The organism is Scytonema millei VB511283, assembly GCF_000817735.3.
In the GTDB taxonomy this organism is placed as follows: Bacteria; Cyanobacteriota; Cyanobacteriia; order Cyanobacteriales; family Chroococcidiopsidaceae; genus Chroococcidiopsis; species Chroococcidiopsis millei_B.
Genome location: NZ_JTJC03000004.1, coordinates 343,875 through 359,168 on the forward strand (window position 1 = coordinate 343,875; position 15,294 = coordinate 359,168).

The 15,294-nt window shown below is 44.2% G+C and carries 13 protein-coding genes; 7 read left to right on the plus strand and 6 right to left on the minus strand.

Translation table 11 applies throughout. The annotated features are described in order from the left end of the window. The first annotated feature begins 318 nt into the window (after positions 1-318). From QH73_RS16590 to QH73_RS16605, 4 genes are all read left to right on the plus strand, one after another. Positions 319-1,536 (plus strand): ABC exporter membrane fusion protein, encoded by a 1,218-nt coding sequence (locus tag QH73_RS16590; protein ID WP_039717077.1) that lies wholly within the window; start codon positions 319-321, stop codon positions 1,534-1,536. A gap of 135 nt (positions 1,537-1,671) precedes the next feature. After that, positions 1,672-2,838, plus strand: coding sequence for an ABC transporter permease DevC (devC, locus tag QH73_RS16595; RefSeq protein WP_201278185.1), 1,167 nt, complete (start codon positions 1,672-1,674; stop codon positions 2,836-2,838). A 124-nt stretch (positions 2,839-2,962) separates the two neighbouring features. Beyond that, positions 2,963-3,637 (plus strand): DevA family ABC transporter ATP-binding protein, encoded by a 675-nt coding sequence (locus QH73_RS16600; protein WP_039717076.1) that lies wholly within the window; start codon positions 2,963-2,965, stop codon positions 3,635-3,637. 215 nt (positions 3,638-3,852) lie between these two features. Further along, a complete protein-coding gene (locus QH73_RS16605) occupies positions 3,853-6,870 on the plus strand; it encodes a methyl-accepting chemotaxis protein (RefSeq protein ID WP_039717075.1) in 3,018 nt (1,005 codons plus the stop codon). 154 nt (positions 6,871-7,024) lie between these two features. On the opposite strand, the gene QH73_RS29330 is transcribed toward QH73_RS16605, so the two are convergent. From QH73_RS29330 to QH73_RS16630, 5 genes are all read right to left on the minus strand, one after another. Continuing rightward, positions 7,025-7,912 (minus strand): ArsR/SmtB family transcription factor, encoded by an 888-nt coding sequence (locus tag QH73_RS29330; protein WP_039717074.1) that lies wholly within the window; start codon positions 7,910-7,912, stop codon positions 7,025-7,027. A gap of 72 nt (positions 7,913-7,984) precedes the next feature. Continuing rightward, positions 7,985-8,320: a DUF5615 family PIN-like protein gene (locus QH73_RS16615; RefSeq protein WP_039717073.1), complete on the minus strand. Its 336-nt coding sequence runs from the start codon at positions 8,318-8,320 to the stop codon at positions 7,985-7,987. Beyond that, a complete protein-coding gene (locus QH73_RS16620; RefSeq protein ID WP_039717072.1) occupies positions 8,313-8,624 on the minus strand; it encodes a DUF433 domain-containing protein in 312 nt (103 codons plus the stop codon). The genes QH73_RS16615 and QH73_RS16620 overlap by 8 nt, the downstream gene beginning before the upstream one ends. Before the next feature lie 9 nt (positions 8,625-8,633). Beyond that, on the minus strand, positions 8,634-9,689 hold the full coding sequence (locus QH73_RS16625; protein ID WP_039717071.1) for an aspartate carbamoyltransferase catalytic subunit: 1,056 nt from the start codon (positions 9,687-9,689) through the stop codon (positions 8,634-8,636). A 175-nt stretch (positions 9,690-9,864) separates the two neighbouring features. Next, complete coding sequence (locus QH73_RS16630) at positions 9,865-10,230, minus strand: response regulator (protein WP_039717070.1); 366 nt, start codon at positions 10,228-10,230, stop codon at positions 9,865-9,867. 565 nt (positions 10,231-10,795) lie between these two features. On the opposite strand from QH73_RS16630, the gene QH73_RS16635 reads away from it, so the two are divergent. Then, complete coding sequence (locus tag QH73_RS16635; RefSeq protein ID WP_039717069.1) at positions 10,796-11,989, plus strand: 4-hydroxy-3-methylbut-2-enyl diphosphate reductase; 1,194 nt, start codon at positions 10,796-10,798, stop codon at positions 11,987-11,989. A gap of 35 nt (positions 11,990-12,024) precedes the next feature. Here QH73_RS16635 and QH73_RS16640 read toward each other — a convergent pair whose 3' ends face one another. Beyond that, the gene (locus QH73_RS16640) at positions 12,025-12,666 is read right to left on the minus strand and encodes a helix-turn-helix transcriptional regulator (RefSeq protein WP_039717068.1); all 642 of its coding nucleotides are present in this window, start codon (positions 12,664-12,666) and stop codon (positions 12,025-12,027) included. A gap of 314 nt (positions 12,667-12,980) precedes the next feature. Here QH73_RS16640 and QH73_RS16645 point away from each other — a divergent pair, with 314 nt between their 5' ends. Further along, complete coding sequence (locus QH73_RS16645; RefSeq protein WP_052290219.1) at positions 12,981-13,385, plus strand: RidA family protein; 405 nt, start codon at positions 12,981-12,983, stop codon at positions 13,383-13,385. Between the two features lie 386 nt (positions 13,386-13,771). After that, positions 13,772-15,178, plus strand: a complete 1,407-nt coding sequence (argH, locus tag QH73_RS16650) for an argininosuccinate lyase (RefSeq protein ID WP_039717067.1) — start codon at positions 13,772-13,774, stop codon at positions 15,176-15,178. Positions 15,179-15,294 lie beyond the last annotated feature (116 nt).

Consider the following 15,294-nt stretch of genomic DNA (forward strand, 5'->3'; position numbering starts at 1 on the left):
TCAGTTATCAGTTATCAGTTATCAGTTATCAGTTATCAATAGTTACTTGTTGTTGAAAACTTCAATTCAATTTATCTACATTCAAGCGTGATGTGGTTGATACCAGTACTCATTTACTATTCATTAATTCCTTCTACCTTCTGTCTTTCTACAACCACTAAAACTGCAACAACGAAAAAAATGACAAATAAGGTAGAAAGATTTGCATAGTTGCTGTAGTCAGACATTCCCTACGATGAGACAAAAGCGATCGCAGCCTGCTTCATCTTAGCTTTGTGGCGCGGGAAAAAGATATCCGAGCGTAACAATCGATCCATCATGTCAACCGTTAGGGAAAAGAAAACTCAGTTTGAGGAGGAGTCAGGTGCGAAACCCAAGGGTTGGTGGCGGATCGCCTTAGCTCTAATTTTGGGAATAGCAACGGGAGCTTTGGCGCTGAGTAAATTTCAGCAGAGTCAAACCCCCGCACCTGCGCCCGTAACTCAAAAACCCCCAAAAATAGATGCTGTTAGTGCTTTAGGACGTTTAGAGCCGCGTGGGGATGTGGTTCAACTGTCTGCCCCTAGTTCTTCCTTTGCTCTGGAAGGCGCAAGAGTACTTCAGCTGATGGTCAGAGAGGGTGAAAGAGTACGCAGTGGTGATGTTATAGCCGTTTTAGATAACCGCGATCGCGCTTTGGCAGCTTTAGCCAAAGCCAAGGAAGATGTCAAAGTCGCTCAAGCAAATTTAGCCAAAGTCAAAGCAGGGGCGCAAACCGGAGAAATTGAGGCACAGCAAGCAACGATCTCCCGCCTAGAAGCCGAACTCGCCGGACAACAGCAAGTCTTACGAGCAACAATTGCCCGCCTAGAAGCCGAGCAACGTAACGCCGCGATCGATTTGCAACGCTACCAGCAGTTGTATCAAAACGGTGCGATCTCCTCTCAAGAACTCGATCGCCGCAGTTTGAATGCTAAATCTGCTACCGAACAATTAAACGAAACTCAATCGACTCGCCAACAGACGATCGCGACGTTGCAAAGGCAAATTGAAGCAGCAAAAGCGACTTTAAATAAAATTCAAGAAGTTCGTCCAGTGGACGTACAACTGGCACAATCTGAAGTTGACAGGGCGATCGCGGCGATGAAACAAGCTCAAGCAGACTTGACACTCGCTTACGTGCGCGCGCCAACTGGCGGCGAAATTCTCAAAATTCACACTCGCGCCGGAGAAAAGATCGGTTCCCAAGGCATTGCAGAAATGGGGCGCACCGAGCAAATGATCGCCATTGCCGAAGTCTTAGAAGAAGACATTGGTAAAATCCGCCTCGGTCAAAAAGCCGCAATCAGAAGCGAGAATCTTGCCTTCCCTGGAGAACTGAGAGGTACAGTCATTGACGTTGGCAGGCAGATCGGTAAACAAGACGCACTCGACAGCGATCCCGCCGCCGATGTCGATGCCAGAGTTGTAGAAATCAAAGTCGGTCTACCCCCAGAAGCCAGTCAACGAGTTTCCGGTCTTACTTACGCCAAAGTTATCGTCAAAATTAATATTTGAGGGAGCAGGGAGTAGGGAGCAGGGAGTAGGGGGACAAGGGAGAGAAGTCGTAAGTCGTAAGTCGTAAGTCGTAAGTCAAACGCCTCTTGCCCCTCGCCTCTTAACAAATGACCAATGACCAATGACAAATCAAAAATGACAAAATTTATTAAACGCAAAATTCCGTTAGCTTGGTTGCAATTGACTAGGGAAAAACCTCGTCTTATCGTCGCACTAGCTGGAATTGCTTTTGCTGATATTCTCATGTTTATGCAACTGGCTTTTCAGCAAGCTTTATTTGATAGTAACGTACGTTTGCATTCTAGTTTAGATGGCGAAATTGTCTTAATTAATCCTCAATCTAACGCCATCAATTTTTTAGAAAGCTTCTCTCAAAGACGCTTATATCAAACTTTAGCACTTTCAGAAGTTGCGTCAGTACATCCGATCTATTTAGGCTTGACTGAATGGAAAAACCCCGAGACTAGAGCGCTGGCTGAGGTTTTAGTGATTGGAACTAATCCTAGAGATAAAGTTTTCAATTTACCAGGGGTACAGCAAAATATAGAAAAAATTAAATTGCCCGATGTCGTCCTTTTCGATCGCGGCTCTCGACCGGAGTTTGGCGCGATCGCATCTGAGTTCGAGCAAGGAAAAAAGATTACAGCCGAGGTAGGCGGACGACGGATTAAAGTAGGAGGAATAGCTGAGTTAGGAGCATCTTTTGGTTCTGATGGTAATTTAATTACTAGCGACCAAAATTTTTTGCGCTTATTTAAAAACCGAAAATATGGCTTAATCGATCTAGGCGTTATTAAATTAAAACCAGCGGCAAATGCTGAGGTAGTTTTAGAAAAGCTGCGGCAATATTTACCGGATGATGTCAAAGTCTTCTCTAAACAAGAATTTGTCGATTACGAGAAAGATTACTGGGCGCGCAGTACTCCAATTGGGTTTATCTTTACACTGGGAACAATTATGGGTTTCATTGTCGGAACTGTAATTGTTTATCAAATTCTTTATAGTGAGGTTTCCGACCATTTATCTGAATATGCTACTTTAAAAGCGATGGGGTATACGCAAACCTATTTATTGTTAGTCGTTTTTCAAGAAGCTTTGATCTTAGCCAGTTTAGGTTATGTACCAGGATTTGCTTTTGCAATTTTACAATACAATTTAGCTAGAAATGCAACTCTATTGCCAATTTTTATGACTGCTAGTCGAGCAGTTATGGTATTTTTATTAACGGTTCTCATGTGTTTTATTTCCGGTTTTATTGCCGTGCGTAAACTACGGTCTGCCGATCCAGCAGATATTTTCTAGTAGATCCCCTCAACCCCCCTTAGAAAGGGAGGCTAAGAGAGATTCTCAATTGCAAAGAGAAACCAAGAGAGTTTCCCCCTTTTTAAGGGGGACGGAAGGGGGATCTAATATAGGGAGCGAGTAAATGAAAGAACCTGCGATCGCTATCCATAATCTCAATCACTACTATGGTAAAGGGGCGCTGAGAAAGCAGATATTATTTGATATTAATTTAGAGATTCACGCTGGAGAAATTACCCTGGTGACTGGAGCATCAGGATCGGGAAAGACAACATTACTGACTTTAATTGGTTGTTTGCGTTCCGTGCAAGAAGGAAGTTTAAAAATTTTAGGTAAAGAACTTTTGGGTACGAGCGAAAAACAACTAGTCAAATTTCGTCGGCAGATTGGTTATATCTTTCAAGCTCATAATTTATTAGGATTTTTAACAGCAAAACAAAACGTACAAATGTCAGTTGAATTAGATTGCGAGCTATCTCCATCAGCCGCTGAGGCTAGATCGAAAGCTATATTACAAACTGTAGGTTTAGCTCATCGAATTGATTACTATCCAGACAATCTTTCTGGAGGACAAAAACAACGAGTTGCGATCGCCCGTGCTTTGGTCAATCATCCAAAAATTGTCCTCGCAGACGAACCTACAGCTGCATTGGACAAGCAATCGGGACGCGATGTCGTCGAACTCATGCAATCTCTAGCTAAAGAACAGGGATGTACGATTTTGATGGTGACTCACGACAACAGAATTCTCGATATTGCCGATCGCATAATTGACATGGAAGACGGTCGTTTAACCTAAAGAATTGCCAACAAACAAATAAAGAATCGACAACCATATTGATAATCAGCGACTGATTGAAGCGATAGGCTATTTTTAATCAAGTCAAAAGTCAAAAGTCAAAAGTCAAAAGTCAAAAGTCAAAAGTCAGAAGTCAGAATTAAAATCAACTGTCAACTGCTAACTGTCAACTGTCAACTGATAACTGATAACTGATAACTGATAACTGAAAGAATATGCCTAAGACTCAAGATCCTTCTTCTCAGTCCAAAAACGGTAAGGCAAATTCTAGTACCACTCTAGGTACAGACTCTCATCAAGGAGACTTGAAGAAAAGTAACGTTGTGCGACCAATTCAGCAGATGCGATCGTGGAATTTGAAATTGAAAACAACGATCGCGGCTGTTGTTGCTAGCGCCCTTCCAGCATTGGTAGTTGGTACGACGAATTACTTGGGAACTCAGGCAATTCACAAACAAGTTACTCAAGCCAGACAGCAAAATCTCACTGAGTTAACCACAACAGAAAATGCCCTGCAACGGCAACTACAATCGCAAGTCCTGGAAACTGGATTAATCGCAGCTTGGGCGGCGGCGATCGCCATTTTTTTAGTGCATCGCGCCATTCGTCCAGTATTAGATGCTACAGCAGTTTCTACTAAATTAGTCAATAGATTGAGTCAAGAAGATCGAGATGCTCGCGATCGCGTTGCTGGTCAAGACGAATTAGTTGCCCTAGAGTCAAATATCAGCGCGATCGAACAACAATTGCCAAAACTGTTATGGCAGCAAGAAGCTGAAGCCGAACGCGCCAGAATCTTGATGAAGATCGCGCACCAGATCGGAGAATCGCTATCGGAAGCAGATGTCCTGAGAACGACTGTAGAAGAAGTCCGTAAAGCCTTTAAAGCCGATCGGATCGTAATTTTTCGGTTCGATCGTGACCGAAAAAATTCCGAACTCCGAATTCCGAATTCCGAATTCCGAATTCCGAATTCACTCGACTGGGATGGAGCTTTTGTAGAAGAATCGGTCGCATCGAGCTATCCTAAAATGCTGTGGGCGACAATCGATACAAACTTTTTCCAAGGGGAAAACATCGAGCTATATCGTCACGGTCGCGTGCAGGCAATCGATAATATATATCAAGCAGATTTCTCTGACGCTCGGATTGGACTACTAGAGCGATTTGCGATCGCGTCACAATTAAGCGCGCCAATTATCAAAGACAATCGGCTATATGGCTTATTAATCGCCAATCAGTGTAAGCAGTCACGCTCCTGGCAGCACTCAGAAATCGATTTAATTGCCCATGTAGCAACACAAGTCGGATTTGCTCTCAAACACGCTGATTTGCTCGAACAAATAGATACGAAAGCCAAGCAAGCTAAGCTATCGATCGATATTACCCGTCGAATTCGAGCCTCGCTCAACGAAGAGGATATTCTTAAAACTACCGTTGAAGAAGTCCGTAAAGCGATGAAAACAGATCGCGTCATCGTCTACGGCTTTGACTTCAATTGGTACGGTACTGTCATCGCCGAATCAGTCGTACCAGGGTTTCCCAAAGCTATGTGGGCGCAAATTCAAGACCCGTGCTTTGCTGAAGATTATGTAGATAAGTATCAGCAGGGTAGGGTAAACGCGATCGAGGATATCTATGCTGCTAATTTAAGCGAGTGTTATTTACAACAACTCGAACCATTTGCAGTCAAGGCGAATTTAGTCGCACCCATACTCAAAGACGATCGCTTATTCGGCTTATTGATTGCCCATGAGTGTGCTAAAACCCGTCATTGGCAGCAATGGGAGATCGATTTATTTACCCAGTTAGCCGCTCAAGTCGGATTTGCCCTCGACCATGCTAGGTTGTTACAACGCATCGATGCTGAGGGTTCTCGCAGCCAATTACTCGCCCAGGTAACGCGCCGAATTCGAGCCTCGCTCAACGAAGAGGATATTCTCAAAACTACTGTCGAAGAAGTCCGCAAAGCGATAAAAACAGATCGCTTGCTGGTGTATGGTTTTGACGCTGACTGGTACGGTACGGTCATCGCCGAATCGGTCCTACCAGGATTTCCTAAAGCTATGTGGGCGCAAATTCAAGACCCGTGTTTTGCCCAAGGCTATGTTGAAAAATATCAACAGGGAAGAGTAAACGCGATCGACGATATCTATGCTGCGGATTTGAGCGAATGCTATTTGCAACAGTTGGAACCGTTTGCCGTCAGAGCGAATTTAGTTGCCCCAATTTTGAAGGACGATCGCTTATTTGGTCTGTTAATCGCTCATGAGTGTGCCAAGCCGCGCCACTGGCAACAATGGGAAATCGATCTATTTACCCAATTAGCTACTCAAGTTGGATTTGCCCTCGACCATGCTAGATTGCTCGATCGAATCGATCGAGCCTATCAAACAGCTACAGCCACATCTCAAGAGGAACGCCAGCAAAAAGAGAGACTTCAGCGTCAGATATCAGAACTGCTGCGCAGTAGCCAAACATCTGTCAAAACTCTGTCCCAAGAAGCGATCGCCCAAATGGATTCGGTTACACTTGCCTACGATCGCGTTCAGGCTGTCGCTCAAGTCACGGAAAAAATCGTGGCTACCGTCCAAGCAGCAGAACGCCAAATTCAACCAGCCAAACCCACAGTAGAAACTGGTGAAGGGATTGTCGAGCAAACTATAAATACGATTGTGGCTACCCAAACAGCAATTTTTGAAGTTACTCAAAAGCTAGATCGACTCGATCGCTCGACCCAAAAATTACCGCAAGCAATTGAGATTATCGGTCAGGTCATGTATCAACTTCAGTTGCAAGCGATGAATATTAAATTTGCCGTTTCCCGCACTACCAACGGAGACAATTCAGAGTTTGTTCCCATAGCAGAAAAATTACTTGCCTCAATTGGGCAGTTAGAGACAGAATTTACCCAAATGAAACTTTTGGTGGCAAACGTTCAAGCAGATACCAAAGAAGCCGCGATCGCGATTGAGGGGACAGAACAGGCGATCGTTAAACGTCAAGTCATAGAAGAAACTCAGCAAAAACTGAATCAAATTGCTGCCTTCAGCGCCCAGACGATCTCATTTTTTGAACGGGTTTCCCAAATTGCAGCCAGTCAAACACAGGCTTCGGCTGCTGCGAATCAAGCTATCTTGCAAGCAGCCAACATTGCTAGCAAGACTTCAGAGCGATCGATGGCAATGGCAGAATCCTTAACCAAACTCGCCGCCGCAACTCAAGAATTGTAGGTTTACTTTAGATCTTATACTAGGCGACTGTAAGTCGCGGCTACACAGACAAAACCTACCTGCGCAGGTTTCAAAGCCTCTGTGTTTCACTAGTTGCCTTGCGGACTAGCCTGCGGCAAGCCGCTGCGCGTCTACGCTTGTGTAGGCGCGAATTCTATTCGCCAAACCTTGGCTCATTACCCATTTCCGTTCTCAATCTCTGTTCTAAATTTTGCAGATCTAAGCCTAAATTTCTCAATACTATTACTCCCATGCCTTGCCCTTCACGGAGAATTCCTAATAATAAATGTTCCGTGCCAATATGCCGATGTTTGAATTCTCGCGCCTGTTGCAGTGCAAGTTCTAAACACTGCTTTGCCCTTGGGGTAAAGGGAATTTCTGGTGGCGAACCCGTACCTCTACCAATTCTTTTTTCTACTTCAACTCTAGTATTCTCAAAATTAACTCCCATTGAAGTCAGAATTCTTGCAGTCATTCCACTTTGTTCGCCAATTATGCCCAGTAATAACTGTTCTGTACCAATGTAATGATGTTTCAAGCGCTTAGCTTCATATTGAGCTAGAATAATTGCTTGAATTGCCTGTTGAGTAAATCTTTCAAATCCTATAGGTAAGGCAACTCGATCGAAAATACTGCCAAAAAAACCTTCTAGCGATCGCAAAAATCCTTCAAACATAAATCCTCCATAAGTAGATTCATTTTGAATTAGTTCCGCAGATGAGTATGTTTCATCTGCTTTTGAGGTACGTTGGCGAATACTGCAACCGTTGTACAAAAAGGACAATAAATCTTCCATCGTTGCAGCATTGGCAGAATACCAAAGAAATTGTTTATCTCTCTTAGCATTTACTAAACCTTCATGCCGTAACTTTTCCAAATGGTGTGAAAGGGTGGAATTGGGAATATTCAGCACCGCTTGAATCTCCCCTACTGTCCTTCCTTCTGGATAAGCAGCAAACAGCGATCGCATAATCTCCAGCCGAGGTTCCGATCCCAGTGCCGCAAAAATATCTGCGTACTGAGCTGTCTCTTTATTTTCCATATTTCTAGTTTAATCGAAATGAAAAGAATGTCAATTAAAGGTTCTCCACACACATCAGTAACAGGGCATTATCTAAAGATACTCAATCCATCCTTTCATCTCATCAGGAGTCAGCACCTCGTAAATCAGAATCAAGCTACGAATAATCTCTCCGAGAGTGCGAACATCCTTTTTACAAAAAGCAATACCCCAATGCTCTGTGGTTTGACTGGCAATTTTGAGGAAATCCGTATCGTACGTTACAATAATACGCCCTTGCTGACAAGCAAATGCTAATTGTGCCTCATCTGTTTGTCCCCTTAACCCCATCTCTACTGTCGTTGTGACATCAATCAATTGACGGCGTAGAGCTAGAGCAATATCAGGATCGACGTTTTCATCCAAATGGAAACGAATGCGGTTACTCACCTCTCAAAGCCTTCAGCTTTGCTTGTAGTCTAGAAGGACGACTGTGCATCAAAGCATTGACAAATGCTTCATCTGCCTGCATTTGCTGCTCGATTTCGGCTTGGCGATCGTAGTAATATGCCATTGCTGCATAAACAGATGCTAAGGGGAGATCGTACTTACCTGCAATTAATTCCAATGACTGTCCCATCTGCAAATACATCATGGCAATATCTGCCACTGTGATGCGGGTTCCAGCAATTCTTGGCTTTCCACCCCGTATTTCTGGTGTAATTTCGATGTACCGATTCAGTGTAACTTCCATAGTAATATTTTAAACCTTACCCCCACCCATCAGGTATAACAGCGCCATTCGCACCGCTACCCCACTCGTCACCTGTTGGGAAATCAAACTGAATTGAGGATCGTCCATCAGATCGGAACTAATTTCTACACCACGATTGACAGGACCTGGGTGTAAAACTTTGACATCAGGTTTACAAAATTGTAGGCGATCGCGCGTAATTCCAAATGACTGATGGTACTCTCTAATACTGGGTAAAAGATGCTGCGTCATGCGTTCCCTTTGCAACCGCAGTGTCATCACAAAATCTGCATCTTGTAATGCAGGTTCGATTTGCCAATGTAAGAATAATTTGCGATTTGGCTGATAGTTGACAGTTGACAGTTGATTATGGTTTCCCCGATCTCCCTCACTCCTCGCTCCTCGCTCCTCACTCCTCGTATCAACAAACTCCCCAAACAACTGCGGTAACAAAGTCGGTGGTGCGGCGAGGTGGACTTCTGCCCCGCTAGCGGTTAAGCTCCAGATATTCGATCGCGCTACCCGTGAATGAAGAATATCCCCGACGATCGCAATTTTTTTCCCCTGTAACAGTTCCAAGCGCGGACGATCGGGATCGAGCAGAGTGCAAATTGTAAATAGGTCGAGTAAAGCTTGAGAAGGATGTTCGTGCTGTCCGTCCCCAGCATTTAAGACTCCGACGCGGACACCCAAGCGATCCATTTCAGCTGCGATCGCTTGAGGAACTCCCGCTTCTCGATGGCGGATCACCATCATATCGGTTCCCATTGCCAAGTAGGTTTTTGCTGTGTCTAATATTGTTTCTCCCTTCGTCAAAGAAGAGGTAGAGGCGGTAAAGTTTAGCGTATCTGCCGATAAACGTTTGGCTGCTAATTCAAAACTGCTGCGGGTACGAGTCGAAGATTCAAAAAATAAATTCGTTACCACCTGTCCTTGTAAGGTTGGGACTTTCTTCGTCCGCCGCGTCAACACCTCTCGAAAACTCGCAGCGGTCTGCAACACCGTGTTGTATTCTTCCGGCGTAAAATCTTCTAGGGACAAAATGTGATGGCGATTCCAAATCATGGGGAGCAGGGAGAAGAGAGCTGAGGGAGCGATCGGGAGCTGAGGGAGCAAAACAATTCACGCATTCACGCATTCAAAATTCTTACACCCCACACTTCCCACACCCTACACCCTACACCCTACACCCTATCTACTACCAGCCACTAGTCACTGTCAACCGTCAACCAACAACCAATTACCCATTAAAAAGACTGTTAATTGCTGAGAGCAATTCGTTTAAGTTTACTGGTTTATGAAAGTAACCGTCAGCCCCTTGTTGTAAAGCACGGCGACGAGTTGCCATATCTGCTTCAAATGAAAGAAACCAGATAGGTATACTAGCTGTAATCGGTTCATCACGCAACTGTCTTAAAATTTCGTATCCATTTTGTTCTGGCAGCTCCAGTTCGCAAATAATTAAGTTTGGCTGTTGTTCTCTGGCTAATTGTAAGCCCGAGCGACTATTATCTGCGGTCAAAACCTGAAAGTTATTCAAGGCGAAAAAGTCAGAAATTAATAGTAGAGAATATTCATCATTATCAATTACTAGAATTTTCCTCACTGCTATCTCGCGATAAACTTCATCTCAGAACAGAATTAGTACCTACCTCACACTAATTTGGAGATTTTGACTGCAATCCCAAGTAGTTCGTAGTAATTACGGACTTGTTTTTACAACTTTGTAACGCTATAACTTTTGTTATACAGTATCATATTATACCTCAGTTTTACTAAACTAACTTTTTTAGTAATGTATAGACAGTCCAAATTTATTCGCACGCTAGTGTTATAGCAATTCTCGATTGCGTGCGTGACACTTGTAGGGGCGCACGGCTGCGCGCCCTTATAGATCGGATCGTGTGTTTTACCCAATTGAAAACCGCTATATAATAAAGCGCTTCAGATTTTCATCCGCTTTAAACTAGTATTTAAACTAGTAATAAACTTCACAAAGAGCGTGGGTAAATTCTCTTCTACACGGATGCGATCGATTAGACGATAAACAACGCGGCAATGACGATGAGTTGATGTAGCAGTCCGATTGGTACATTAGAGCGATCGCGCTTTGAGAAAGGTAGCCAAACAGCTTACGATCGAGAATAGAGACGCTTATGGGGAAACACTGCATGGATACGAAAGCTTTTAAACGATCGCTCCAACACTCGGAAAACTATCATCGTAAAGGGTTCGGTCATGAAGCTGAAGTTTCTGAGATGTTGCAGTCGGAATATCAAAGCAATCTGGTGCAGCAAATCCGAGATAACGGCTATACTCTGCAACAAGGTGACGTAACAATTCGCTTAGCCGAGGCATTTGGTTTTTGCTGGGGAGTAGAACGAGCCGTAGCAATGGCATACGAGACGCGCCAACATTTCCCCACGCAGCGGATCTGGATTACCAACGAAATCATCCACAACCCCTCTGTTAATCAGCGGTTGCAGGAAATGCAAGTCGGGTTCATTCCAGTTATTGCCGGAGTCAAAGACTTTTCTGTTGTGGAATCGGGAGATGTCGCGATCCTACCTGCTTTTGGGGCTAGCGTGCAGGAAATGCAGATGCTTCAAGAGAAAAATTGCAAGATTGTCGATACGACTTGCCCTTGGGTTGCTAAAGTCTGGAATACTGTCGAAAAGCACAAGAAAAGTGAGTATACGTCGATTATTCACGGCAAGTACAACCACGAAGAAACCATCGCCACCAGTTCTTTTGCAAATAAGTATTTAGTCGTGCTAAACATGGCACAAGCCGAATATGTGTGCAATTACATCTTGAATGGTGGTAATCGCGACGAATTTATGGCAAAATTCAGCCGTGCTTGTTCGGCAGGATTCAATCCCGATACAGATCTCGAAAAAGTTGGGATTGCCAACCAAACCACCATGCTCAAAAGCGAAACCGAGCAAATCGGCAAACTATTCGAGCGCACAATGATGCGAAAGTACGGTCCCGATACGCTAAACCAACACTTTATCAGCTTTAACACCATCTGCGATGCTACCCAAGAACGGCAAGACGCGATGTTTCAATTAGTCGAAGAAAAGTTAGACCTGATGGTGGTGATTGGTGGTTTCAACTCTTCTAACACGACTCACTTACAAGAAATCGCGATCGAGCATCAAATTCCCTCATATCATATTGACAGTGCCAACCGCATCGGTACAGCGAATCAGATCGAGCATCGCTTACTCAGTGGCGAGATTGTAGCTACAGAAAATTGGTTGCCTAGTGGCAAAATTACTGTAGGCATTACTTCCGGTGCTTCTACACCCGATAAGGTTGTGGCTGACGTGGTAGAGAAGATTTTTGCGCTCAAAATGTAGAAACGTGAAATGTAGAGACGTGACATGTCACGTCTCTACATTTGATTGATTCGATATACACAACGCCGTTCGCCTGCAATTAAATGTTCGGTACGCGCGATCGCCACGTCTTCACCTAGAGTCGATTGAAAGACTTCTAGTTCTTGGCTGCAAAGTCCCGTGCAAGCTGTGGCGGCGGCGCAGATCGGGCAGTGGTTTTCAATGAATAGAAATGAGCCATCTGAGAGCGATTCAACGTCTGCCATATACCCCTCATCGGTACGTAGGTTTGCTAGGGCTTCTAGTCGCTGCTGAATACTGCTAGTGGTATGAATCTGCTCTTGATATGCTTCAATTTGTTGGCGAGTTCTAATTTCTAACAGCCGTTCTAATCCCTCCGATCCAAAAGCTTCTGTGACTGAATTGATTAGGCTTAGCGTTAACTCGGCATAACCATGAGGGAAAAAGCGATCGGCTGCGGGGGTGAGTTGCCACAACTTCGCCGGACGACCCATCGCCCGTTGTTCTTCCTGATAGGTGACTAATTGCTCTTTTTGCAGTGCATATAAATGTTGTCGCACTGCCATTGCAGAAATTTTAAAGTGAGAAGCAAGCGCAGCAGCATCCATCGCTCCTTCTTGTTTCAGCAGCTTGACGATCGCCCGTCTTGTACGAATGTTTTGATTTGATGGCTTCATCAGTTGTCAGTTATCAGTTATCAGTTATCAGTGAGAAAAGGGATCTGTGACCAATCACCAATTACCATTTCTATCTTTGGGCAGATACTAAAGGAAAATGTTTACATAGTTGGTTGAGTCTTTTACACTTTAGTTTATAACGAAATATCTTTAGAAAGTGAAGGCAAGTACGGGTTTCGTATTGCATGATTTACGTGGTTTCAAAAGATTTTGCCAAATAGGATTGCTGGCGAGCGCAATTCAGATGGTAGGGGCGCACAGCTGTGCGCCCCTACGAACCATTTGTATTCCATCTGTTATTCGGAGGCAAAAGGATGAATAGAGAAATTCAACGCATCAACCCAGTCGGCTTATATGACCCTTCTCCAAACGGTTACACGCATGTTGCGATCGCACCAGCAGGAGCAAGCATCGTTTATATTGCTGGTCAAGGTGGTGAGGACGAAAATGGCAATCTTGCCGATGACTTTGCCACCCAATTAAAACAGGCGTTTGCCAATCTTGACACTGCTTTGAATGCAGCTGGCGCACGCCCAGAACATGTGGTGAAGCTGACTACACTTGTAGTTAACCATGACGAGTCTAAACTACAGCACTTAGGATCTGAGATCGAGGCAAGGTGGGGCGATCGCCCGCCTACTCAAACTCTCATTCCAGTCCCAAGATTAGCGCTCGATCGCATGTTATTTGAAGTTGATGCCGTAGCAGTCTTACCCTAGCTTTTCAACTGTCAACTTTTAACTTTTAACTTTTGACTTTTGACTTTCAACACCCCTACAGAGTGACTTGCCTGTGACAAAGCACACAGTTTCAGGTGTCAGCTGCAAAATATATTTATGAAGAACTACAAACTGATTTTTCAGTTTTTTCGTCTCGTCTGGAAAAACTGTATTTTAAACTACAGTTTTTAAATTTCAATTGTGCATCGGTAGAGACGGCAAAACTATGAATTAACAACCTTCCTAAAACTCAAAATCTCAAATCTAAAATTTACAATGTTAGGGTTTATTCACAAAATATTCACAGCTTTTTTTTAGAGTCGAAAGTACTTTCAAGCACGATCGCAATATCTCTTCACACTTAGGTAACACAGGGTCAAGGAAAGTTGAATACGCACCTCCCGAAATCACCAGCATCCCAAACCTGGAGCCAGCGATTTGAAACGGCTTTGCATCCCGCGATCGCTCGTTTTAACGCTAGTATTGGCTTCGATATCGAATTGATCGAATACGACCTGACAGGTTCGATCGCCCATGCTCAAATGCTGGCGCATACAAGTATTATTACCCAGGAGGAAGCGCAACAACTGGTATCGGGTTTAGAACAAATTCGCCAAGAGTACCGCAACGGGCAATTTACGCCTGGAATTGAAGCGGAGGACGTGCATTTTGCAGTCGAACGACGCTTGACAGAAATAGTTGGCGATGCAGGGAAAAAACTACACACAGCGCGATCGCGGAACGATCAAGTCGGTACGGATATTCGACTTTACCTGCGCCACCAAATTCAAGAAATTCAAGCTGAAATTGAGCAAATGCAAACGGTTTTGCTGAATTTAGCCGAACAGAATATTGAAACGCTGATTCCTGGCTACACGCACTTACAACGCGCTCAACCACTGAGCTTAGCCCATCATTTGCTAGCATATTTCGAGATGCTGCAACGGGATAAAGAAAGGCTGAAAGATATCCGTAAGCGAGTGAATATTTCTCCTTTGGGTAGCGGTGCGTTAGCTGGAACTACCTTTCCCATCGATCGCCATTACACGGCTAAATTATTAGAATTTGATGGAGTTTATGCTAATAGCTTAGATGGGGTGAGCGATCGCGATTTTGCCATAGAGTTCTTAGCAGCGGCAAGCATAATTATGGTGCATTTATCGCGGCTATCTGAAGAAGTAATTTTGTGGGCATCGGAAGAATTTAGTTTTGTCAAACTTAAAGATAGCTGCGCGACTGGATCGAGTATCATGCCGCAAAAGAAAAACCCTGATGTACCGGAATTGGTGCGGGGTAAAACTGGGAGAGTTTGCGGACATTTACAGGCATTATTGGTACTGATGAAAGGCTTGCCTTTAGCTTACAATAAGGATTTACAAGAAGATAAAGAAGCGTTATTTGATGCCATTCGTACCGTTAGAGCTTGTCTGGAAGCAATGACAATTTTGTTTGCTGAAGGATTGGAGTTTCGGACTCCGCGCCTCGCTCAAGCAGTAGCAGAAGACTTTTCTAATGCTACAGATGTCGCCGATTATTTAGCTACCAAAGGCGTACCATTTCGGGAAGCATATAACTTGGTAGGTAAGGTTGTCAAAACCTGTATCGCCGCAGGCAAACTTTTAAAGGATTTAACTTTAGCAGAATGGCAAGAATTACATCCAGCATTTGATACTGATATATATCAGGCGATCGCCCCTCATCAAGTTGTTGCTGCCCGTAATAGTTATGGTGGTACGGGATTCGAGCAAGTACGAAAAGCTTTGGTAGTAGCACGAGGAAGATTGCGGGAGTAGGGAGTCGGGGGGAAGAGAGCTGAGGGAGCTGAGGGAGAGTCGCGGAGAAAGAGCAACCGTCAACCGTCAACCGTCAACCGTCAACCAACTACCAACTACCAACTACCAACTACCAA

Excerpts from the sequence above, each read along its gene's own strand:
- QH73_RS16590 (WP_039717077.1), top strand. The coding sequence starts at position 319 with ATGTCAACCGTTAGGGAAAAGAAAACTCAGTTTGAGGAGGAGTCAGGT.
- devC (WP_201278185.1), top strand. The coding sequence starts at position 1,672 with ATGACAAAATTTATTAAACGCAAAATTCCGTTAGCTTGGTTGCAATTG.
- QH73_RS16600 (WP_039717076.1), top strand. The coding sequence starts at position 2,963 with ATGAAAGAACCTGCGATCGCTATCCATAATCTCAATCACTACTATGGT.
- QH73_RS16605 (WP_039717075.1), top strand. The coding sequence starts at position 3,853 with ATGCCTAAGACTCAAGATCCTTCTTCTCAGTCCAAAAACGGTAAGGCA.
- QH73_RS29330 (WP_039717074.1), bottom strand. The coding sequence starts at position 7,912 with ATGGAAAATAAAGAGACAGCTCAGTACGCAGATATTTTTGCGGCACTG.
- QH73_RS16620 (WP_039717072.1), bottom strand. The coding sequence starts at position 8,624 with ATGGAAGTTACACTGAATCGGTACATCGAAATTACACCAGAAATACGG.
- QH73_RS16625 (WP_039717071.1), bottom strand. The coding sequence starts at position 9,689 with ATGATTTGGAATCGCCATCACATTTTGTCCCTAGAAGATTTTACGCCG.
- QH73_RS16635 (WP_039717069.1), top strand. The coding sequence starts at position 10,796 with ATGGATACGAAAGCTTTTAAACGATCGCTCCAACACTCGGAAAACTAT.
- QH73_RS16640 (WP_039717068.1), bottom strand. The coding sequence starts at position 12,666 with ATGAAGCCATCAAATCAAAACATTCGTACAAGACGGGCGATCGTCAAG.
- QH73_RS16645 (WP_052290219.1), top strand. The coding sequence starts at position 12,981 with ATGAATAGAGAAATTCAACGCATCAACCCAGTCGGCTTATATGACCCT.